Annotated in this window: 26 protein-coding genes; 25 read left to right on the top strand and 1 reads right to left on the bottom strand. The window is 61.2% G+C overall.

Features of this window, described 5'->3' with window-relative positions; all coding sequences use genetic code 11:
* Positions 1 to 22 precede the first annotated feature (22 nt).
* The 13 genes from hisC (at position 23) to THECO_RS08940 (ending at position 10,900) form a co-directional block, all read left to right on the top strand.
* Entirely contained in the window at positions 23 to 1,120 is a 1,098-nt protein-coding gene (gene hisC, locus THECO_RS08995) for a histidinol-phosphate transaminase (protein ID WP_015254721.1), read from the top strand.
* Between the two features lie 4 nt (positions 1,121 to 1,124).
* Positions 1,125 to 2,216 carry a prephenate dehydrogenase gene (locus THECO_RS08990; protein WP_015254720.1) on the top strand — a complete coding sequence of 364 codons (1,092 nt, stop codon included), beginning with the start codon at positions 1,125 to 1,127 and terminating at the stop codon, positions 2,214 to 2,216.
* Between the two features lie 578 nt (positions 2,217 to 2,794).
* A complete protein-coding gene (locus tag THECO_RS08985; protein ID WP_015254719.1) occupies positions 2,795 to 3,385 on the top strand; it encodes an RNA polymerase sigma factor in 591 nt (196 codons plus the stop codon).
* Positions 3,382 to 3,990, top strand: coding sequence for an anti-sigma factor family protein (locus THECO_RS08980; RefSeq protein ID WP_015254718.1), 609 nt, complete (start codon positions 3,382 to 3,384; stop codon positions 3,988 to 3,990). Before THECO_RS08985 ends, THECO_RS08980 begins: the two co-directional genes overlap by 4 nt.
* Before the next feature lie 28 nt (positions 3,991 to 4,018).
* A complete protein-coding gene (locus tag THECO_RS08975; protein WP_015254717.1) occupies positions 4,019 to 4,612 on the top strand; it encodes a histidine phosphatase family protein in 594 nt (197 codons plus the stop codon).
* A 147-nt stretch (positions 4,613 to 4,759) separates the two neighbouring features.
* Positions 4,760 to 6,004, top strand: coding sequence for a hypothetical protein (locus THECO_RS08970; protein WP_015254716.1), 1,245 nt, complete (start codon positions 4,760 to 4,762; stop codon positions 6,002 to 6,004).
* 147 nt (positions 6,005 to 6,151) lie between these two features.
* Positions 6,152 to 6,325, top strand: a complete 174-nt coding sequence (locus THECO_RS21070) for an IDEAL domain-containing protein (protein ID WP_015254715.1) — start codon at positions 6,152 to 6,154, stop codon at positions 6,323 to 6,325.
* Between the two features lie 124 nt (positions 6,326 to 6,449).
* Positions 6,450 to 6,884 carry a DUF2487 family protein gene (locus THECO_RS08965; RefSeq protein WP_015254714.1) on the top strand — a complete coding sequence of 145 codons (435 nt, stop codon included), beginning with the start codon at positions 6,450 to 6,452 and terminating at the stop codon, positions 6,882 to 6,884.
* Between the two features lie 215 nt (positions 6,885 to 7,099).
* Entirely contained in the window at positions 7,100 to 7,630 is a 531-nt protein-coding gene (locus THECO_RS08960; protein WP_015254713.1) for a QcrA and Rieske domain-containing protein, read from the top strand.
* 19 nt (positions 7,631 to 7,649) lie between these two features.
* On the top strand, positions 7,650 to 8,321 hold the full coding sequence (qcrB, locus tag THECO_RS08955) for a menaquinol-cytochrome c reductase cytochrome b subunit (RefSeq protein WP_015254712.1): 672 nt from the start codon (positions 7,650 to 7,652) through the stop codon (positions 8,319 to 8,321).
* A gap of 19 nt (positions 8,322 to 8,340) precedes the next feature.
* Entirely contained in the window at positions 8,341 to 9,216 is an 876-nt protein-coding gene (locus THECO_RS08950; RefSeq protein ID WP_015254711.1) for a menaquinol-cytochrome c reductase cytochrome b/c subunit, read from the top strand.
* Between the two features lie 126 nt (positions 9,217 to 9,342).
* On the top strand, positions 9,343 to 9,999 hold the full coding sequence (locus THECO_RS08945; protein ID WP_015254710.1) for a DUF1405 domain-containing protein: 657 nt from the start codon (positions 9,343 to 9,345) through the stop codon (positions 9,997 to 9,999).
* Positions 10,000 to 10,069: 70 nt separating this feature from the next.
* The gene (locus THECO_RS08940) at positions 10,070 to 10,900 is read left to right on the top strand and encodes a sporulation protein YpjB (RefSeq protein ID WP_015254709.1); all 831 of its coding nucleotides are present in this window, start codon (positions 10,070 to 10,072) and stop codon (positions 10,898 to 10,900) included.
* A 14-nt stretch (positions 10,901 to 10,914) separates the two neighbouring features.
* Here THECO_RS08940 and THECO_RS08935 read toward each other — a convergent pair whose 3' ends face one another.
* Positions 10,915 to 11,781 (bottom strand): YitT family protein, encoded by an 867-nt coding sequence (locus tag THECO_RS08935; RefSeq protein WP_015254708.1) that lies wholly within the window; start codon positions 11,779 to 11,781, stop codon positions 10,915 to 10,917.
* Positions 11,782 to 12,023: 242 nt separating this feature from the next.
* On the opposite strand from THECO_RS08935, the gene THECO_RS08930 reads away from it, so the two are divergent.
* The 12 genes from THECO_RS08930 to THECO_RS20545 all read left to right on the top strand — a co-directional run bounded on the left by THECO_RS08930 (position 12,024) and on the right by THECO_RS20545 (position 21,734).
* Positions 12,024 to 12,338, top strand: a complete 315-nt coding sequence (locus THECO_RS08930) for a nucleotide pyrophosphohydrolase (protein WP_198285797.1) — start codon at positions 12,024 to 12,026, stop codon at positions 12,336 to 12,338.
* 82 nt (positions 12,339 to 12,420) lie between these two features.
* A complete protein-coding gene (locus THECO_RS08925; RefSeq protein WP_015254706.1) occupies positions 12,421 to 12,945 on the top strand; it encodes a tetratricopeptide repeat protein in 525 nt (174 codons plus the stop codon).
* A 39-nt stretch (positions 12,946 to 12,984) separates the two neighbouring features.
* On the top strand, positions 12,985 to 13,809 hold the full coding sequence (gene dapB / locus THECO_RS08920; protein ID WP_015254705.1) for a 4-hydroxy-tetrahydrodipicolinate reductase: 825 nt from the start codon (positions 12,985 to 12,987) through the stop codon (positions 13,807 to 13,809).
* Positions 13,810 to 13,817: 8 nt separating this feature from the next.
* Positions 13,818 to 14,240 carry a methylglyoxal synthase gene (mgsA, locus tag THECO_RS08915; protein WP_041854338.1) on the top strand — a complete coding sequence of 141 codons (423 nt, stop codon included), beginning with the start codon at positions 13,818 to 13,820 and terminating at the stop codon, positions 14,238 to 14,240.
* Complete coding sequence (gene bshB1, locus THECO_RS08910) at positions 14,237 to 14,926, top strand: bacillithiol biosynthesis deacetylase BshB1 (protein WP_015254703.1); 690 nt, start codon at positions 14,237 to 14,239, stop codon at positions 14,924 to 14,926. The genes mgsA and bshB1 overlap by 4 nt, the downstream gene beginning before the upstream one ends.
* Before the next feature lie 30 nt (positions 14,927 to 14,956).
* Positions 14,957 to 16,117, top strand: a complete 1,161-nt coding sequence (gene bshA / locus THECO_RS08905; RefSeq protein WP_015254702.1) for an N-acetyl-alpha-D-glucosaminyl L-malate synthase BshA — start codon at positions 14,957 to 14,959, stop codon at positions 16,115 to 16,117.
* A 22-nt stretch (positions 16,118 to 16,139) separates the two neighbouring features.
* A complete protein-coding gene (locus THECO_RS08900) occupies positions 16,140 to 17,384 on the top strand; it encodes a CCA tRNA nucleotidyltransferase (protein ID WP_015254701.1) in 1,245 nt (414 codons plus the stop codon).
* A complete protein-coding gene (locus THECO_RS08895) occupies positions 17,381 to 18,343 on the top strand; it encodes a biotin--[acetyl-CoA-carboxylase] ligase (protein WP_015254700.1) in 963 nt (320 codons plus the stop codon). The genes THECO_RS08900 and THECO_RS08895 overlap by 4 nt, the downstream gene beginning before the upstream one ends.
* Positions 18,344 to 18,678: 335 nt before the next feature.
* Positions 18,679 to 19,530, top strand: coding sequence for a 3-methyl-2-oxobutanoate hydroxymethyltransferase (gene panB / locus THECO_RS08885; RefSeq protein WP_015254699.1), 852 nt, complete (start codon positions 18,679 to 18,681; stop codon positions 19,528 to 19,530).
* A gap of 1 nt (position 19,531) precedes the next feature.
* Positions 19,532 to 20,428 carry a pantoate--beta-alanine ligase gene (gene panC / locus THECO_RS08880; RefSeq protein ID WP_015254698.1) on the top strand — a complete coding sequence of 299 codons (897 nt, stop codon included), beginning with the start codon at positions 19,532 to 19,534 and terminating at the stop codon, positions 20,426 to 20,428.
* A gap of 7 nt (positions 20,429 to 20,435) precedes the next feature.
* Complete coding sequence (gene panD / locus THECO_RS08875; RefSeq protein WP_015254697.1) at positions 20,436 to 20,819, top strand: aspartate 1-decarboxylase; 384 nt, start codon at positions 20,436 to 20,438, stop codon at positions 20,817 to 20,819.
* 138 nt (positions 20,820 to 20,957) lie between these two features.
* Positions 20,958 to 21,734, top strand: coding sequence for a tetratricopeptide repeat protein (locus tag THECO_RS20545; RefSeq protein WP_015254696.1), 777 nt, complete (start codon positions 20,958 to 20,960; stop codon positions 21,732 to 21,734).
* Positions 21,735 to 21,740 lie beyond the last annotated feature (6 nt).

The following is a 21,740-nucleotide window of genomic DNA, read 5'->3' as shown; positions in this document are numbered from 1 at the left end:
CCCGATGATGAGGTGAACCGCTGTGCAGCCCAAAAGCAATATCGTTCATCTGCCGGTCTATCAGCCGGGCAAGCCGATTGAAGAAGTGAAGCGGGAGCTCGGCCTGACGGAAGTGATCAAGCTTGCGTCGAACGAGAACCCGTTCGGTTGTTCCGAGGCGGCGAAACAAGCCATCATGAATGAATTGGCCAACACAAGCCTGTATCCCGACGGCGCTGCCGTCGCCCTGACGGAGGCGCTGGCCGGGCATCTCGGCGTCGGCAAGGATCAGATCATCTTCGGGGCGGGTTCGGACGAAGTGATCCTGATGATCGCCCGCGCGTTCCTCGTGCCGGGCGACGAGACGATCATGGCCGACGAGACGTTCCCGCAATACAGGCACAACGTGGAGATCGAAGGCGCAAAGATCATCGAAGTGCCGCTGAAGGACGGCCGTCACGACCTGCCCGCCATGCTGGAGAAGGTGACGGACAAGACGAAGATCGTCTGGATCTGCAATCCGAACAATCCGACGGGCACCATTGTGACGAAGGACGAGTTGGATGCGTTCATGGCGAAGGTGCCGGCGCATGTGCTCGTCGTGCTGGACGAAGCGTACTGCGAATATATCGACGATCCGGCTTATCCGAACGGTATCGAATATGTGAAGCGTTATCCGAACGTGATTTCGCTCCGCACGTTCTCGAAGATTTACGGACTCGCTTCGCTCCGGATCGGATACGGCATCGGCACGCCGGAAATTATCCGTTACATCAATCAGGTGCGCGAACCGTTCAATACGACGCGCTACGCCCAGGCCGCGGCGAAGGCCGCCCTCGAAGACACGGCGTTCATCGCGGAATGCAGGCGGCGGAACGCCGAAGGGCTCGCCTATCTGAAGGCCGAGTTCGACCGGCTCGATCTGCGCTATTTCGAACCATACGGCAACTTCGTCATGTTCGATACGGGCATACCGTCGCAGAAGGTATTCGATGCGCTGCTCCGCAAAGGAATCATTTCGCGCGCGCGCTGGACGCATTACCCGACGCATATCCGCATCACGGTGGGCAGCGCTGAACAGAACCGCAAGTTCATCGAGGCGTTGGAACAAGTGTTGCAGGAATTGGCGGTGCAAATCTGACTCCATGACCAAGATCGCGATTTTCGGCGTCGGACTCATCGGCGGTTCGCTTGCGCTTTGCTTCAAGGGGAAACCCGGCCTGCACGTCATCGGGCATTCCCATCGTCAATCCTCGATTGAACGTTACCTCGCCCGAGGCGTCGTCGATGCGGCGACGACGTCGATGGAAGAGGCGGCGGCTGACGCGGATTTCATTTTTCTGTGCGTGCCGGTCGGCAACCTGGAAGACTATCTCCGCCGGCTGGCCGCCATGAAGCTGAAACCCGGCTGCATCATCACGGATGTCGGCAGCACGAAATCGTCGGTCGCCGCCTGCGCGCGATCGCTGGATTTCGGCGACGCGGTGTTCATCGGCGGTCATCCGATGGCGGGCAAGGAGAAATCCGGCGTCGAAGCGGCTACCTCGCTGCTGTTCGAGAACGCCTATTACGTGTTGACGCCGGAGCCCGACACGCCGCAGGAAGCGGTCGACCGGCTGGCCGGTCTGATCCGCCATACGAAAGCCAACATCGTGTTCGTCGATCCCGACCAGCACGACACGATTGTCGGCGCGATCAGCCATCTGCCGCATGTCATTGCCGTGCAGCTCGTGAATCAGATCCGGGCGTACAATGAAACCAATCCGCTGTATTCCGCGCTGGCCGCCGGCGGGTTCCGCGACATTACGCGGATCGCATCGAGTGATCCCGTCATCTGGCGCGATATTCTCATCAACAATCGCAGCGTTTTGATCCGGCTGCTGAAAGAGTGGCAGGAGGGCGTGAGCGGATTTATCGAAATGCTGGAGCGGATGGATGAACGGATGGTGGAGGAAGCGTTCCGTACGGCCGGCGAGTTCCGCAGCAGTCTGCCGGAACGGCGCCGGGGCGTCATCGACCCGCTGTACGAATGTTACATCGACGTGCCGGACCATCCGGGCATCATCGGCAAAATCGCGACGGAGCTCGGCAACGAGCGGATCAACATCAGCAACCTGCAAATCATCGAGAGCCGGGAGGACGTGCCGGGCATCTTGCGGCTGTCGTTCCGGACACAGCCGGATTTCGACCGCGCGGTTCAACTGCTCGCCTCGATGGGATTCGAAGTCAACATGTAAGCGCAAGGCCGAGTCGGAACCGGGCGGGGTTCCCGCGCTCGGCTTGCCGGCCGCCTGTAGGACGCAAAAATGTTGTAAACGCATACTTGACATTTTGAAAACGGATACATATACTGAAGATACAGTATGGTTTCTCTCCACTCCTATCCAAATTCTTGCACCCATCGTGCAGCCACCCGGAAGGGTGGTCTTTTTTTGTTTAAAAAATCCTCATCTATGCCACCAATCGCTTGTTTCAATCGTCTATAACATTGCGTCATGCTGCGGCCGGAAAAAACTTGAACTCCCCAAATCACAAATCTGTGATACAATGTCTGTATGTGCTCTGTAAAATACTAGGGTCCCCGTGCGGCCCGGTACATAATGCAGGATTTCACCATTCCGACTCGAATTGATCTAGTCAAGGCCGAGTGCTTCCTGCGCCGGAGGCGCGGACATCGGCCGGCGGGAAATCGCCATATTGCAAAAGCCTGGCGAAATGATGCGGCCGGGCGGCGCAACTTTTGCCTTCCGGATCGGTACAATGTAGTGACGGATCCGGGAGGGCGATCACCGCAGCCCAAGGAGGGGCACAGCCCATGACCGACTCCCAATTGATCCGTGAAATCAAGGACGGCAACGTCCAGGCATATTCGGAATTGATGCGGCGTTATCAACGCAAAATACTGGCCTTCATCTACCATATGCTGAAAGGCGCGGGGCTCGACCTGATGGCCGAGGATCTGTGCTCGGAGACGTTCTACAAAGCATATCGCAGTCTGCATTCCTTCCGCGAAGGCGACGCATCGTTCTCCACCTGGCTCTATACGATCGCACGCAATACGGTGCTGAGCGAACTGCGCAAGCAGAGAGGCGGCAATGTCTCGCTCGACGAATCCGGCGTCGTGCCGCTTGCGCCGCCTGAGGCGGCGCCGGAACAGCGCCTGCTGCAGCGGGAGCGGATGAACCTCGTACGCGAAGCGATCAACCGATTGCCGGAGAAACAGCGTTCGGCGCTGATCTTGCGCGAGTACGACCAGCTGGACTATCAGGAGATTGCAACGATTCTCGGACAGTCCGTCAGCGCGGTCAAATCGCTGTTGTTCCGCGCCCGGGCCAGTGTGAAATCGCAGCTGGAGCCGTATTTTGATTCGTCTTACGTGGAATACGAGGGGATGAAAGCACGATGAATTGCGAGCAAGCGCAGCAATGGTTCGGTCTCGTCTGGGACCTGCCGGAAGACGATCCGGATCGTTTGAGATTTGAGGCCCATCTTGCGGATTGCGACAGCTGCGCGGAAGAATTCCGGATCTGGGAAGAGAGCGAATCGATGCTCCGCCGGCTGCAGATTGCGGACGCCGAACAGGATCCGGATGAACGCATCAACCGCGCCGTCATGGAGCGGATATACCAGGAAGACTTCTGGCTGCTGCCGGTCAAGGACCGGACGTACCGTTGGTCCGAATCGTTCCGCCGCGGCGTGGCGGCCGCGATGGCTTGCTGCTTCGCCATGTTCGTCAGCGCCTTCATCTATATGGCGATCGGTGCTCCCGAGAAGGATGCAGCCGATGCGCAAATTGCCAGGCTTACAGGGATGATCGATACGATCAGCTCGGTGGACGGCGCAGAACCGATCAGCATCGAGTTCTATCAGGATGTGCCCGTTGCAAGCATCAGCGGTCCGGTCGTGCTGACTGTCGTGCCGACTTATCCGCAGTACTGGATCGCGCTGTCGATACTCGGCATGATCATGACGCTGCTGACGATCAACTGGTTCACGCGCACGAGGCATTGACGGCGATCGCTTATCGGGAGGTATGTCGTTGATCATCGGACTCATTCGGCATGGCGAGACGGAATGGAATGCCGTCGGCCGCATTCAGGGCCAGACCGATATTTCGCTGAACGAAGCGGGCATCCGGCAAGCGCGTGCGCTTGCGGCCCGGCTGAAGGCGGAAGATCGGGTATGGGACGCGGTCGTCTCGAGCGATCTCAAGCGCGCAAGGGAGACAGCGCGCATATTGGCCGATGCGCTCGGCATTCCGCTTCTGCCGCCCGACCCGAGAATAAGGGAACGATCCTTCGGGCTCGCCGAGGGAACGACCGAAGAGGAGCGGCTTCGGCGTTGGGGAGCGGATTGGCGTTCCCGGGACGTCGGACAGGAAAGCGATGACAGCGTTCAGAAGCGCGGGCTGGCGTTCATAGCCGACTGGCAGGCCCGCAGCCCGGAAATCCGGCTGCTGGTCGTATCCCACGGCAGCATCCTCGCCGTTTTGCTCCGGGCATTATGCAGCGATCTGGAAGATCGGCGCATCGGCAACATGTCGCTTTCCATCCTTGAATCGGCCGGCTCGGACTGGCGGGTACTTCTGCACAACTGTTCGAAACATCTGGATACGTTGGAAACACGGAGCTGACCCGGAGCAAGTTCGGGGCGGCTCTTTTTTTGCGCGTTCGGGCGAATATCCTGCAAAATCACGGTAATGGCGGGCGGCTTGCATCACGTTTTATTTTTTTCCGTTCTTCCCATAATGGGAATAGACCCAAGGAACGGAGGGGATGGCATGCTGCTGGCCGAAATGTTGGGCTATGCGGACATCGCGCAGCTGATGCGGATCGCGGAAATGTACCGCCTGGAATGCGACGGGCATTCGAAGCATGAGCTGATGCAGACGATTCTGGCTGCCGCCCTGGAGAAGAATCGGTTTGAGGCGCTGCTCGACGGGCTGTCCCTCGAGGACGAACGGTTCCTCCACTCGCTGCTCTTCGATGACCGCGATGCGTTCAGCCTGGAAGAATTGCTCGCGCGCGTGCGCAGCAGCCGGTTCGATGCGGAGGCCAAACCGGGTTCGCCCGAGGAGGTGGCGGCCGTGCGGCTCGAATTCGATCCGGTCGTCCCACCCCCGGAAAGGCGGACGAAGCGGAAGCGGAAATCGGCGGCGCCAAAGGACGAACCCGCGCAAGGCGGCGGCTCATCCGCATCCGGATTGCGCGAGACGATCTCGCGATTCAAACAATACGGGTGGCTGTTCAACGGCACGAACGGCACGAACCGTTATCTGTTTCGCGTACCGGAAGATTTGAAGGAGCGGTTCCGCGATGTGCTGGCGGAGCGTCTGGCCAGGCGGCTTGTCTATGCGGGGGAGCCGCTCGCGTATCGTGACGAGCAGGAGCTCATGGCGGACGACGTGCTCGTCTTGCTGGATTATGCCGCGCGCCACGTGGTGCCGCTGACCCAGGACGGCGTGATGTACAAGCGGAATCTGCTCCAGCTGCTCGAAGCGCTGGCCGTCCGTGAAGAACCGCCGGCCCGGGGGAGCTGGCGTTTCGGCTATGGCAGACGATTCAAAGACTATCCGGACCGGCTGGCCCTTCTGTACGATTACTGCCACTACAAAGGGTATCTGTCTGAGAGAGACGGCCAGCTTCGGCTGACCGAAGCCGGCGCAAGCAGACTGGCGAGCCGCGCAATCGAAGAACCCGAGGAACTGTACCGGTTCTGGGTCCGGCTCTACCGCGCGGCGATTCCGAATCTGCCCGCGATCGTCCGGCTCATCGAGCGGCTGGCGGACCGCTGGGTGACGGCAGACTCGCTGCGCGGCGCGCTTCAGCCTTTTGTCCGGCCGTTCTACTACGATGATCCGGCGTCCGTGCTCGACAAGCGCATTTTCGCGATGATGGTGCATCTGGGATTGCTCAGAATCGGGGAAGACGAGAACGGCCGCACGGTGCTCAGGCTGACGAGAGCCGGCCGGCAGGCGATAGGCGGTTCCGGACCCCGGGACTTCGAACCGATTCTGTCCGGCTGATAGCCGGATGGGTAACGGTACATTCAGCCGGCCCGGGGACATTCGTCCGCTACAGGGCGGCCGCTCATGAATATGCTTGAGTAAGACGTCGGCAGGAAGGACAGACATCCGGTGGAACGATCACCGCTATTCCAGGAGGTGTGTCCTGTGGACAGAATGAAATCTTATGAGGCGATGCTTTCGCTGGCTGCGGAAATGGTGTTGGACGAAGCGCTGCGCATCTATCGCAAGGAAAGAATTTATGCCGAAATCGACAAAGCGCTGGACAACGGCGATGTGGACGGATTCCGCAGGCTTGCGGAGGAGCTGCGAACGATCTGAACGATGGCCCGCCCCTTGGCCAGGGGGCGGGTTTTTTTGCTGCTGTCGGTTTTCGGCCGGCTGCGGGATATGGTAAGATGTCCGGGAAGAACAACCTGTCTGAAATCGGAGGATCATGAAGCTCATGAAATTCAGTGAATTCAGCGGCGAACGATGGGCGGAACTGCAGCTTTATTTCGACACCGGCATCCTGCCGGTCACCGGCCTGACGGGCAGCGAATCGCCGGATGAAGCGGAGGCGGCTTTGACGCGGCTGCGCGATCTGCTCGACCTCGTCGAAATGCCGTTCAAGGGCCGGACCGTCACCTATCCCGCGCTGCACTATGCGGCGGAAGGGGCGCAGACGATCGAACGGGTGGCCTCCGGTCTCAAGGCTGGCGGTTTTCGACACGTCATCATCGTCTCGATGAACCGTTCCTATCAGGCGGACTTGCCTTCGGTTGATCTGTGGATCGTCCCGGAGCCGGACGGGGCGCTGCCGGCAGCGCGGGCTGTGTCGGAAGCCGTCCAGGCGATGTGGCGGAACAGGCGGGAAGAGCCTGACCGCAGCGCTGAATAGAATGTCCGGGGCAAGGGAAAAATGTGCTGGGATGCGGCAATTGTGACAAATCTTCAACAAAATTCAGAACGATTTTAGGCGCTGTTTCATTTTCATTTCCGCGTTCTTGACGCTCAATAGGGCCTGGGATATTATTAGTTATGGTTTGGTTCGTCATGGTAGTTGTCGGCATGACAAGACCCGCATAACGATTGGCAAAGGGGGTAGAGCAGGAGATGAGCAACCACGAGCAGCATGAGCAGTCACACTCGTCCGTGATGAGAAAAACGATGTCCCGGCGCCAATTTTTGTCGTATACGCTCGGCGGTGCGGGCGCATTCATGGCAGGCGGTGTCGTGCTGCCGATGATCCGCTTTGCGGTCGACCCGATTCTTCAGAAGAAGACGGGCGGCACGTTCGTCAAAGTTGCCGAAGAAAGCGCGATTACGAGTGAACCGAAGGAATTCAAGTACCAGATCCACCAGGTTGACGGTTGGTACGAGAGCGATCCCGAGCGTTCCGCATGGATCGCGCGCGACCAGAACGGCACCATTTTCGCGTTGTCGCCGGTTTGCAAGCATCTCGGGTGTACGGTCAACTGGAACAGCCAGAACGACAATCAATATTTCTGCCCGTGCCACGAGGCGAAGTATTCGATTGACGGCAAGAACCTGAGAGTGGCTCCGGCGCCGCTTGACGAATACGAAGTGGAAGTGAGAGATGGCTGGGTGTACCTCGGACCGGTCAAACCGAACTCGCGAGTCTGATTGGGAGGCGTAATATCCGATGTTTAAAGCAATCTACAACTGGATTGACGAGCGTCTGGACATCACGCCGATGTGGAGAGACGTCGCGGATCACGAGGTCCCCGAACATGTCAACCCGGCGCATCACTTCTCCGCCTTCGTATATTGTTTCGGCGGTCTGACGTTTTTCATTACGGTCATCCAGATTCTGTCCGGCATGTTCCTGACGATGTACTATGTGCCGGATATCATCAACGCTTACGCGAGCGTCGACTATCTGCAGCATAAAGTTGCGTTCGGCGCAATCGTGCGCGGCATGCACCACTGGGGCGCGAGCCTGGTCATCGTCATGATGTTCCTGCATACGCTCCGCGTCTTCTTCACCGGCGCATACAAGGCGCCGCGCGAAATGAACTGGGTTGTCGGCATGCTCATCTTCTTCGTCATGCTCGGCCTCGGATTCACCGGCTACCTGCTGCCGTGGGACAACAAGGCTTACTTCGCGACGAAGGTCGGCATCCAGATTGCGGAATCGGTGCCGTACATCGGACCGTACATTGCGGAACTGCTGCAAGGCGGCGATGTCGTCGGAGCGCAGACGCTGACGCGTTTCTTCGCGATCCACGTCTTCTTCCTGCCCGGCGCGCTGCTCGCATTGCTGGCGGCTCACTTCATCATGATCCGCAGACAAGGCATCTCCGGACCACTATAATTGAAGGGAGTTTTCACCGATGGCCCATAACTCCAAGGACAGCCAGGAGAAAGTGGTATACGTCGGCGACTCCCGGGTCCGCAAGTCCGGGAGAATGCCGAACATACCGCCCGATTATTCGGCGTTTCCAGGCAAGTCGGAAGCGTTCATTCCGAATTTCCTGCTGAAAGAATGGATGGTCGGCGTCGTCGTGCTGGTCGGGTTCCTCGTCCTGACGATTTCCCATCCGGCGCCGCTCGGTTATCCGGCGGACCCGACCAATACGTCGTTCATACCGATGCCGGACTGGTATTTCCTGTTCTTGTACCAGTTCCTGAAGTATCCGTATGTGTCCGGCGATTACGTCGTGCTCGGAACGGTCGGCGTCCCGCTCATCATGTTCGGCGCCCTGCTGTGCGCGCCGTTCCTCGATCGGGGCAAGGAGCGCCGCTTCTACCGCCGTCCGATCGCTTCGACGCTGATGTTCCTGTCGCTGATTTCCTGCGTCTACCTGACCTATGTGGCATGGGATCACTATCAGCATCAGCTTGAAGTGAACGGCATTGTGCCGGAGCATATCAAGCGTGAAGAGGAAGCGCGCCTTGCGGCTGAGCGCGGGGAAGAGCGTCCGAATCCCGTCAAACGCGAGGACAAGAAGATCGCCGTCGTTGACGCGAACGATCCGATCACGTCGGTCATTCAGCAGAACTGCCTCTCCTGTCACGGCACGGACTACCAGGGTCAAAGCTCGATTCCGCCTCTGGCCGGCGTCGGTGACAAGTATTCGAAGGAAGAGCTGGCCGAGATCGTGACGAACGGCAAAGGCACCATGATGCCCCCGTTCGGCGGTCAACTCAGCGCTGAAGAGATCGATCAGATCGCAGAATGGCTGGCGAAACAGAAGAAAGCGGAATAAGACAGCAATCTGAATGCCGCGGCCGATCTGAGGCTTCAGGCTGCGGAAGCATCAGCGAACCTGACCGCCATCCGGCGGTCAGGTTTAGTTTTTGCGTCAAGAATGGACGGACAAGGAGGGCCGCACATGTCGCTCACATGGTTCACCAGCCGTGCGTTTCTGCTCGACCGCCGGCTGCTCTGGCTGCTCTTCATCTGCAACGCGCTCGGCACGGCGTATGGCTATGTCTGGTACGGGGAGCAGCTGCGCTGGACACTTGGGTCTCATCCGCTCTGGCGCATCGTGTTCGTCCCGGACAGTCCGACGGCAAGCCTGTTCTTCACGATCTGGCTGGTGCTCATCCTGATGCGTCCGGAAAGGGAAAGCGGATTTTACCGGATCTTCCGAATCGCGGTGGAAGCGCTTGCCGTCCTGACGCTGGTGAAATACGGCGTCTGGGCGGTCGTCATGAACGCCGCGCAAGGGTTGCAGGGTGATCCGCTCGACTGGCAGAACTGGATGCTCATCGCATCGCATGCAGCGATGGCCGTCGAAGGGCTGCTCTATGCGCGGTTCATGCGGTTCGGCAGGATGGCGGCGCTGCTCGCTCTCGGATGGATGCTGCTGAACGATACGATGGATTACGGCGTCGGCATCTATCCGTGGCTGCCGTCGGTGTTGGAAGACGATATGACGGTCATTGCCGGGTTCACCTTCGTGTTGTCGGTCGTCAGCTACTTTCTGACGCTGATCGCGCTGCAATACCGATCTCCTGGCGAAGCCGGTGCTGTCGATCGCCGGTGAGCAGCAGGTTCGGGCTGCGGTTCTGAACCGGACAATCCATTCATAGACTGATGTCTAGGAGGGATTGTCCATGTCCGTTCGCCTGAAGATACTGCTGGTGCTCATGCTTCTGCTGACCGCCGGCGGATTGCCATTGTCTGCGGATGCGCCGGCGGCGGCTGAAGACCGATTGGACCGTCTCGAGATTCTGACCCACAGTTTCTACCTCGCGTCCCTGGACGGTAATCGTCAACTGTCCTACGCCTATTTGTTGAAAATAGAAGAAACAGCTGCATCGGCCGAACTGCATGCGATCGGAGAACCGGCCGGGTGGAGACGGATTGATGATTCGCTCGGCGCGGCACGCAAAGCGCTTGCCCGCGGCCGCAACCCGGACGGGTGGCGGGCGGAGGCATCCCGGCTGCTTCTCGCCGTCGACGCACTGACGCCCGGCCGCGAATCGCTGTGGCTCGAGTACGGGCGGCTCATCGGCGACGATCTCGACCGGATGCGCCGCGGCTGGCAGCGCGGCGGGACGGTGGGAGCCGCCGCGGCCGCCGTTTCGCTTCAGCTCCTGAAGGAGCGGGTCGAGCGTCTGGAGGCGGCGGCAGCTGTCGCCCGACCGCAGCCGTCCGTTCAGCTGCTGCAGGAGCGGATCCGGTATGCGGAGAGGTTGCTGGCGGCTGCAGCGAAAGGGGAAGCGAACCGGGTCTGGATCGAGGAAGCGTTCGACGGCATCGAACAGGCTGCTGCGGATTTGTTCGGTTCGAAGGAAGTGTTGTCGCCGGCGCGAGCCGATGATCCGTCGCCGGCATGGATTGCGGCCATGACCGCCATCCTGTGTGCCGCTCTCGGGTACGCAGGGTACCGCAAGTACCGTCATGACCGATGGGGCATATCGTCTGTCAAGCGCCCGCTGTAGCCGCGGGCGCTTCGTCATCTTTCGCGGAAACCTTCGCCGACGACATCGTGCGCATCGCTGATCGCGAAGAACGCCTTCGGGTCGATCTCGTGCACAATCTCGCGCAGCGCCCGGGCTTCGGATCGGCCGACAATGCAGTAGACGACCTGCTTGGACGCGCCCGAATAGCCACCGGTCGCCTGCAGTATCGTCACGCTCCGGTCGAGTTTGCGGGTAACGGCGTCGGCGATCGCCTGGCCTTTGTCTGTCACGATCGTGAACGCTTTACCGACATAAGCCCCTTCCTGCACGAAATCGATGACTCTTGCGGCGATGAAGACGACGACCAGCGTGTAGAGCACGCGCTCGACGGGTACGAAGAACAGGGATGAGCCGATGATGGCGGCATCGATGCCGAGTATGGTCCGGCCCATGCTCCAGCCGTATTTTCGCACCAGAATGCGGGCGGCGATGTCCATGCCGCCGGTCGTCGCGCCGAACCGGAAGACGATGCCGAGACCGGCGCCAAGGGTCACGCCGGCATAGAGCGCGGCCAGAATCAGATCGCGCCCGCTTGCGAGCGGGACGATGAGCCGGGCATCGACCGCGCGTTCCATCAGCCACAGCGAGCAGGTCAGACAGAGCGTGCCGTAAAGCGTCATCGTCATCGATTTCCAGCCGAGCAGTCTCCATCCCGCGAGAAACAGCGGCACGTTCAGGAGCAGCGTCGTGAAGGAAAGCGGCAGGCCGAATATGTAATAGAGCAGCAGTCCGACACCGGTAACGCCGCCTTCCATCAACGTGTTCGGCAGGACGAAGTAATGCAGGCCGAACGCATAGATCGCCGTTCCCGCCGCAACGGGGACGAGGACGCGCAGTCCGCCGGCTGCCCGTCGGGACATCCGTTTCAACCTCCTCGATATCGGGCTTCAACGCATCGAAGCCCGGGAAGGTGCAAGGATTGTGTTCCCCTGTGCTTTGCGCTAACATAAGGAAAGAATCGTCGGATAAGCAAAACGGCCGGCGCCGTGTCCGCGGGCGGACACAACCGTTCGGCGTAAAAGGATAAGTCGATATTAAGCTTATCAATTTTTATCTTTCATGGAAAGGATCGTGCTTAGTGTTGGGCAAAACACTCGCCGACATGCAGCGTGAAGTCGATGCATATATTTCACAGTTCAAGGAAGGCTACTTCAGTCCGCTCGCCTTGATGGCCCGGCTGACGGAAGAAGCCGGGGAACTGGCGCGCGAAGTGAACCATCACTACGGGCCCAAGCCGAAGAAGCCCGACGAGCCGGACAGTTCCATCGAGATGGAACTCGGGGACCTGCTTTTCATTCTCATTTGCTTTGCCAATTCGCTGGGGATCGATCTGACGGAAGCGCATGACAAGGTGATGGCGAAAATCTCGACGCGCGACAAGGACCGCTGGACGCGCATCGAGCAGCCGGCCGAATAGTGCGGCGGCTTGCCCGCCCATACCCGGCGCTTGCCTTGTGCATATGCTGATCGATAAGCATATGTGCGAGGGGGCGTGGAGGATGGCCGGGGAAGAGCATATCAGACAGGCTTATGCTTCGATCTTGTCGGGCGACTACGAACAGGCGATCCGGTCGTTCGAGCAGGCCATCGCTGCCGAGCCCGGCAATCCTGCATATCACCACAAATGCTCGATTACCTGCATGCGCAGCGCCCTGTGGACGAAGGCGCTCCGGCACGCGGAGGAAGCGGTCAGGCTGGCGCCGGATCAGACGGATTACCGCTACCATCTCGCTTCGCTTCAGGCGCGAATTGCGGCCGAGGAAGCCAAAAATGAGCTGGCGGCAGCCGATCCCGACTATGCATCCGTCATCGGCCGGCTGAAGCTTGCGCTGGAATTGGATCCGTTGCTCGATGAAGCCTGGCTGCTCATGGCGGCGGCATACGGGGCGCTCGGACGGTTCGATGAAGCGGCTCAGGCGGCAAGGGAAGCGCTCAGGCTGAATCCCGCGCATGGAGAAGCCAAGCGGCTGTTTGCCGACTATCGCCGGCGTCATCGGAGAAAGCAAAAACGCACGCTGCATTGAACTAATTCATTACTCAAGTGGGAACAGGAGTTGGAAGGCATGACGGACAAGATTCGCGTCGCGGTTGCGGGCGCAAGCGGCAAAATGGGACGTGAAGTCGTCAAAATGGTGCTGGAAGAACCGGCTTTTGAACTGGCGGCCGCCGTCGGACGCACGTCGGCCGGTCAGGATGCGGGCGCCGCTGCGGGATTGCCCGCCTGCGGCGTCACGATCACCGGCGACCTTGAGGAAGCGCTGCGCGGCGGCGCAGTCGACGTATTGGTTGATTTTACGGTGCCGCAGTCGGCTTACGACAACACGAAGACGGCGATTACATACGGTGTGCGTCCCGTTGTCGGCACGACCGGCTTCACGCCGGAACAGATTGACGAACTGGACAAGCTGTGCAGAAGCCGCGGTATCGGCGGCCTGATCGCGCCCAACTTCTCGATCGGCGCCATTCTGATGATGCGGTTCGCCGCGGAAGCGGCGCGCTACTTCCCGCATCTGGAGATTATCGAGTATCACGGGGACCGGAAGCTGGATGCGCCGTCCGGCACCTCCATCAAGACGGCGGAACTGATTTCCGAAGTGCGCGGTGAGCTCAAACAGGGGCATCCCGATGAGGAAGAGAAACTGGAAGGCGCGCGCGGCGGATATTACAACGGATTCCGCATCCACAGCGTCCGGCTGCCCGGCGTATTCGCCCAGCAGGAAGTGATCTTCGGCGCTTTCGGACAGACACTGCGCATCCGGCATGATTCGTATGACCGCGCCGGCTACATGCCGGGGGTCAAGACCGCGGTGCAGAAAGTGATGACTTATACCGGCCTCGTCTACGGATTCGAGCATCTGATGGACGGCGGAGAGGAGAAACGTTCATGACGGCGCGGATGCAGGTTGCGTTCATTGCGCACGACCGGAAGAAAGACGAAATGGTCAATTTCGTCATCGCTTATGAGTATGTATTCCGCCATCACGATCTGTATGCCACCGGCACGACCGGCAAGCGGATCATGGAGCAGACCGGGCTTACGGTGCACCGGTTCATGTCGGGGCCGCTCGGCGGCGACCAGCAGATCGGCGCGCTGGTGGCGGAGAATGTCATGGATTTGATCATTTTCCTGCGTGATCCGCTGATGGCGCAACCCCATGAACCGGATATCAACGCGCTGCTGCGCCTCTGCGACGTGTACGGCATTCCCGTCGCCACGAACGTCGCCACGGCCGAACTGCTCGTCAAAGCGCTCGAGCGCGGCGAATTCGCGTGGCGGGAGCTTGTCCACAAATACAAGCCGGAGGACTGGCGGTCATGACGGCTGCCGTCGACATGCTGGCGTTCGGCGCCCACCCGGACGATGTCGAGATCGGCATGGCCGCGACGATCGCCAAGCATACGCAGGCCGGCATCCGCTTCGGCATCTGCGATCTGACCCGCGCGGAAATGTCGTCGAACGGGACGGTGGAACTGCGGCAGCGCGAGGCCGCGGAAGCCGCCGAGGCGATCGGGCTGGCGTATCGCTCCTGTCTCGGATTGCCTGACCGGGGGCTGACCGGTTCGCCGGATCAGATGGCGTCCATCGTGCGCGAAATCCGGAAACTTCGGCCGCGGATCGTGTTCGCGCCGTATTGGAACGACCGCCATCCCGACCATAACGCCGCGAGCCGCCTCGTGGAAGAGGCGGTTTTCAATGCGAAGCTGCGCCGGTACATGCCCGAACTCGAACCGGTCCAGGTGGAGCAAATGTATTTCTACTATATCAATGATGTGGCGGAAGTCGATCTGATCGTCAATGTTTCGGATTGGTACGACGCGAAGCGCCGCGCGCTGTCGGCCTATCGGTCGCAGTTCGAATCGGGGCCGGGTACGGTAGCGACGCCGCTCAACCAGCGCTACGTCGAAAATGTCGAAGCCCGCGACCGGCTGCTCGGCGGCCAGCGTCAGTGGGCGTATGCCGAAGGCTTTGCGGTGAAGCGCCCGTTCGAGGTGCATCTGTTCTGAGCGCGCCGCGAAGCGAGAGGAGGAGCATCCATGGCCAGACCGCTCAAGATCGGCATTACCTGTTACCCGACGCTCGGCGGATCCGGTGTCGTCGCGACTGAACTCGGCAAGCTGCTCGCCGAGAAAGGGCATGAGATTCATTTCATTACGCACAGCATTCCGTTCCGGCTCGGCAAGTTCCAGCGCAACATCTATTACCATGAAGTCGAAGTGAACAATTATTATGTCTTCCGCTATCCGCCGTACGATCTGTCGCTGGCCAGCAAGATGGCGCAGGTCGCTCGGATGCAGAAACTGGATCTGCTGCACGTCCACTACGCCGTGCCGCATGCCATCTGCGCCTGGCTGGCGAAACAGATGCTGGACGGCGGCATCAAGACGGTGACGACGCTGCACGGCACCGACATCACGGTGCTGGCCCAGGACGAGTCGCTTCGCGATCTGATCCGGCTCGCGATCCATCAGAGCGACGCGGTGACGGCCGTCTCGCGGGATTTGATCCGGGAGACCCGCGAGCGGCTTGACATCGAGACGCCGATCAATCTGACGTACAATTTCGTCGACAAGCGCGTCTACTATCCGCGGGAATGCCGGGCGCTGCGCGACGAATACGCCGAGCCGGGCGAAAAGGTGCTGATGCACATCTCCAACTTCCGGCCGGTGAAGCGGGTCGGCGACGTTATTGACGTGTTCGCGCGCGTGAACGCGAAGCTGCCTTCGCGTCTGCTGCTCGTAGGGGAAGGTCCGGAACTGTCGAAAATACAATGGCAGGTCGAATCGCTCGGCCTGGAGGACCGCGTCACCTTCCTCGGCAAGCAGGATGATGTGGCGCAAGTCATTTCCGTCGCGGACCTGCTGCTGCTGCCGTCCGAGAAAGAAAGCTTCGGCCTCGTCGCCCTCGAAGCGATGGCCTGCGGCGTGCCGACGATCGGCTCACTCGCCGGCGGCATTCCGGAGCTTGTCGCGCACGGCACGACCGGCTTCCTCGCGCCGGTCGGCGATACGAAGCGGATGGCCGAATACGCGGTTCAGCTGCTGAGCGACGAATCGATGTACGCACGGTTCCGGGAAGCATGCCTGGAACGGGCCCGCACGACATTCTGCAATGACCGGATTACCGCGGAATACGAGCGCATCTATTATCGCGTGCTCGGGATCGAGGCCGATATTCCGATACCGGTGTGCGAATAAGCGCGAGAGGTGGTGCGCCGCCATGGACGGAAAGCTGAAAGACGCGATGCCGGTGATCGAGCGATTGAGCGCCGCCGGCCACCAAGCGTATTTCGTCGGCGGCTGCGTCCGCGACGCCTTGCTCGGCCGGCCGATCGGCGATGTCGACATCGCGACGTCCGCGCGGCCGGAAGCGGTCATGGCGATCTTTCCGAAGCATGTCCCGACCGGCATCCGGCACGGCACGGTAACCGTGTTCGTGAAAGGCCGGTCGTATGAAGTGACGACGTTTCGCACGGAATCGGACTATGACGACCATCGCCGACCGTCGGATGTCGCATTCGTCGACGACATCCGGACCGATCTGAAGCGCAGGGATTTCACGGTCAACGCCATGGCGATGGACGCGGACGGCCGGGTAATCGATCCGTTCGGCGGGATGTCCGACCTTGAACGCGGCATCATCCGCTGCGTCGGCAGTCCGGACGAACGATTCCGTGAAGACGCCCTGCGCATGGTCCGGGCCGTCCGGTTCGCGGCGGAGCTTGGCTTCCGCATCGCGCCGTCGACATGGCGCGCGCTCAGGCGGAACGCCGGGCTGTTGCGTCATATCGCGCTGGAACGCGTCGGTGCCGAACTGGACAAGATGATCTGCGGCGCCGATCCGGACCGGGCGGCCGCTTTGTTCATCCGCTCCGGTCTGTGGCGAACGACGAAGACGCCGCTGAAGGCGCCAGGTCTTCCGGCATGCGCGGGAAAGGTGCGGCTGTCCGACCTGGCGGCGGGCGATCGGCGATGGATCGCGCTCTGGGCGGCGTCGAACGTTTCGCCGGAGGCGGCGCGCAGCTGGATGTCGCGGTTCGCGTTCGGCAAGAAGCGGATGCGCGCGATCTTCGCGCCGCTGGAACTGCATGCCGCCGCGGCGAGCATTCCCGACACCCGCGAAGCATGGGCTGCGCTTGCGCTGCGCCACGGACGCCAGGCGGCGGCTGACTGGCTGGATGTCATGCGCGCGCTTCCCGGCGTCAGCCCCGTCCCGGCGGATCGACTGGAACGATGGTCGGCATGGCTGGCGGACATGCCGGCCTTCACGGCGGCGGAACTGGCGCTCGACGGGACGGAATTGGCGGAAGCGGCGGGCAGGAAAGGCGGTCCCTGGATCAAGCGGACGATGGACCGGCTGCTGCTGGAGACGGCCGCCGGCCGCCTGCCCAACGAGCGTCGGGCATTGCTCGAACGGGCGCTGCACATCCTGGACACTCAAGCCGACGGAAAGGACGAACGATGAGGGAACGACTGCTGGAAATGTTGACGGAACGCGAGGGCGAGTACATCTCGGGCGAAGAGGCGAGCCGCCGGCTCGGCATCAGCCGGACGGCGGTCTGGAAACATATCCGCAGGCTGACGGAGGAAGGATATGCGATCGAAGCAAGCCGCAACCGGGGATACCGGCTGGCGGGAATGCCGGACCGGCTGACGGCGACCGGGCTCTTGTCGCGCCTCAAGACGAAGTCGCTCGGCCGGTCGCTTCACCTGTACGACGAGATCGGTTCGACCCAGGATGCCGCGAAGCGGCTCGCCGAAGAAGGGGCGCCCGAAGGAACGCTCGTCATTGCCGAGCAGCAGACGAACGGGCGGGGCAGGATGGGGCGGAGCTGGCTGTCGCCGAAGGGCAAGGGACTCTGGATGAGCCTCGTGCTCCGGCCGAACGTCCCGGTCCTCTGCACGCCTCAGCTGACGCTGCTGACCGCCGCCGCCCTCTGCCGGTCGCTGCGCCGGCAGACCGGGCTCGAGATCGGCATCAAATGGCCGAACGATCTGCTGATTGACGGCCGCAAGATCAGCGGCATCCTGCTCGAATCGAGCGCGGAGGAGGAGCGGCTGCTCCATGTTGTCGCCGGCATCGGCATCAGCGTCAATCTCGAGCCGGAGGATTATCCTCCCGAGCTGAGGACGAAAGCCGTCTCGCTCCGGATGGCCGCCGGCAGGCCGTTCGACCGGACGGAAACGGCCGCACTGTTCCTCGAATCGCTCGAAGAACTGTACGACATCTACCGTAAAGACGGATTCGGTCCGATCCGGCTGCTCTGGGAAGCGTGGTCCGTCTCGCTCGGCAAGCCGGCCGTCCTGAAGACGCCGCAAGGGATCGTCGAAGGCGTGCCGTTGGGACTGGCGGACAACGGCGCACTGCGCGTCCGGACGGCAGACGGATTGGTGCGGGAAGTGTTTTCGGCGGAATTCGAATGACGCGCCCGACGGCGGCCGTCAGAATGTCCGCCGCTTTCTTTTCGGGCCCCGTCATGCTATACTTGTCGGCAAGAGGCGGTATCGCATTTTCCCGCGAATCGCACTCGGGACTTATGGATTTGAATTTCATCTTGCACGGAACGTTCATCCGGGTTGGCGCATTCTGCTCAGAGCCGTGAGGGGACCGAGACAGAAGGAAGCACGCTTGACCGTGATGTTTCCTGTTGTCGTCTGAGGACCTATCGGCTTAGCTGCCGGAAGGTTTTTTGCTTTTTCCGGAAAAGATTGCGCACCGGAGTCGGACGTTCGGCGGCGAATGGGAGGGACCATGCGGCATGCAGGCACTTACCGTGACGAAATGGCTGAAAATGAAAAGGGACGGAATCCCGATCTCCATGGTGACCGCGTACGACTATCCTTCGGCCCGGCTGGCCGAGGAAGCGGGCGTGGACGCCATCCTCGTCGGCGATTCTCTCGGCAATGTCGTGCTCGGCTACGACACGACGTTGCCGGTGACATTGGATGACATCATCTATCACGCCCGCGCCGCAAGGCGCGGCGCACCCGATACATTTATCGTGGCCGATCTGCCGTTTATGACCTACCGGCTCGGGGCCGAGTCGACCCTCCGCAACGCGGGCAGACTGATGCAGGAGGCCGGCGTGCAGGCGGTCAAGCTGGAGGGCGGCGCGGACATCGCCCATGAAGTATCCGCCTTGACGGCGGCCGGCATTCCGGTCATGGGCCATATCGGGCTTCTGCCGCAGTCGATTCACCAGATCGGCGGGTACAAAGTCCAGGGCAAGCTGGAAGCGGACATCCGCCGTCTGGTCGATGACGCGAAGGCGCTCGAGGAAGCCGGCGCATTCGCCGTCGTGCTTGAACTGGTGACCGACGGCGCGGCGGAGGCGGTGACCCGCGCGCTCAAGATACCGACGATCGGCATCGGGGCCGGCGCCGCCTGCGACGGCCAGGTGCTCGTCTTCCACGATATGATCCAATACGCTTCTCCGTACCGGAGCAAGAAATTCGTGAAAACCTACGCCGATGTCGGCACGGCCATCCGCGACGCCATCGGCGCTTACGTGCGCGACGTCAAGTCCAGGACGTTCCCCGGAGCCGAGCACAGCTTCCCGGGCGGATCGGAACTTGCTGCGCATCTGTACGGCGGCGGGGAGGCGGACTGACATGCAAATCATCGAGACGATCGCCGAACTGCGCGCCCGGATTGCCGATTGGCGCCGGGAGAACCCCGACGGAACGGTCGGATTTGTGCCGACGATGGGCTATCTGCACGAAGGCCACGCCAGCCTGATCCGCCGTTCGGCGGTGGAGAACGGCCTGACCATCGTCAGCGTCTTCGTCAATCCGCTGCAGTTCGGCCCGAACGAAGATTTCGAGCGATACCCGCGCGACCCAGGCCGGGACAGGCAGGTGTCGGAAGCGGCGGGGGCTGATCTGTTGTTCATGCCGTCCGTGGCCGAAATGTATCCGCGTCCGACCGCGACGCGCGTCATGATCGCCGACCTGACGGACCGGCTGTGCGGGGCTTCGAGGCCCGGCCACTTCGACGGCGTCGGCACCGTCGTCAGCAAGCTGTTCCATATCGTCATGCCGGATAAGGCCTATTTCGGCCTGAAAGACGCGCAGCAGGTTGCCGTCATTGAACGGATGGTCGAAGACCTGAACTTCCCCGTCCGCATCGTGCCGTGCGAAACGGTGCGGGAACCGGACGGACTTGCGCTCAGTTCCCGAAACGTCTATCTGAACGCGGAAGAGCGGCGCCAGGCCGTCGTTCTGTACGAAACGCTCAAGATGGCGGAGGAAAAGTTCTTCGAACCCGGCATGACACCCGGCGAACTGAAAGCGGCGATGCACGCGCACCTCAAGCGCGCGCCGCTTGCCGAGACGGATTATGCGGAAGTGCTCACCTGGCCGCATCTGGAATCTCCGGCGGACATCCCGTTCGTTCAAATGCCGCCGGGCAGCCGGTTCATTGCGGCGCTGGCCGTCAAATTCGGCCGGACGCGGCTCATCGACAACCGGCTGCTTGCAACGGGGCCAGCGCCGGCGGGAAAGGAGTGAGGATACCATGATGCGGAACATGATGAAGTCGAAAATCCACCGCGCGACCGTAACGGAAGCGAACCTGAACTATGTGGGCAGCATCACGATCGACGAAGAGCTGATGAAAGCCGCCGACCTGTGGGAGAACGAAAAGGTTCAGGTGGTCAATATCAACAACGGCGCCCGGCTGGAGACGTATGTCATTCCCGGTCCGCGCGGTTCGGGCGTCATTTGCCTGAACGGCGCCGCCGCCCGCCACGCCCAGCCCGGCGACAAAGTCATCATTATCTCTTATGCGCTGATGACCGAAGAAGAAGCCCGTGAATATCGGCCGCGGATCGTCCTTATGGATGAACAGAACCGGCCGGCCGGCATGGCGGGCAAGGAAGAGCATGCAACGATCCTGTAATCCGCCAGCCCGGCCGTAATCCGGCTTCAGGTGCGGGATATAACGCCAATCCCGCGGTATAGATCCCCCTCGCTTCAGCGCAGAATGAGCATACCGGCGGACCGCGCCGGAAGGCTCAAGGCGAAGGGGGCGGCGAGGATGGTCAGGCAATGGTTCAAAGTCATGAATGACATGCTCGACGAAATGCTGACGCGCTATCCCGCCGCGGATGCGGCGCAGCGCGGATTGATCGAAGCGCAGCTGCGCAAGATCCAGGACATGAGCGACATGATCGTCGACGGCTGGCTGCGGGTGGAGGAGAAGCTGGCGAGGCTGCGGGAGATGACGTCGCCCGGCGAACCGGACGGCAGCAAGCACTCGCTGGCCGCGGCGGCGCCGGCGCACGGGGAGATCGGACATGCCGCGCCGGCAGCCTCGACGGAGGCGGCAGCCGGCCAGGGGCTCGGGACGGCCGAACTGTTCCCGCCGGCATCCGCGGAAACCGGTACGCCGCAAGCGGCGAGGGAAGAAGCGGAACGCCATCTCACCGCCGGGCAGGGTTACTACGATCTGGCCATGTACAAAGACGCGGCCGCATCGTTCAGCCGGGCGGTCGAGCTCTGTCCCGAATCGCTGGCGGCACGCATGTTCCTGGCGATATCCTACATGCACCTCCGCGAATGGGAGAATGCCGAGCGCCACTTCCTGTTCATCGTCCGCACGGCGTCGCAGCCGAAGCTGAAAGCGCTCGGGCTGAACGCGCTCGGCTGCATTCAGGCCGTCACGGCGAATCTGGAGCAGGCGGTCCAATATTTCAAGCAAGCCTGCGAAGCGGATCCCGCCTTCACCGGCGCCGCGCGCAATCTGGCAAACTGCAGATCGAACGCGGGACCATTGACGCTGTATTTCGGCAATTCCGAGTTCGGCTGCACGTGAGGAGAA

Source organism: Thermobacillus composti KWC4, assembly GCF_000227705.2.
Lineage (GTDB): Bacteria > Bacillota > Bacilli > Paenibacillales > Paenibacillaceae > Thermobacillus > Thermobacillus xylanilyticus.
Note: the sequence above shows the minus strand (reverse complement) of the source record. Positions and strands in the feature narration are given on the sequence as shown.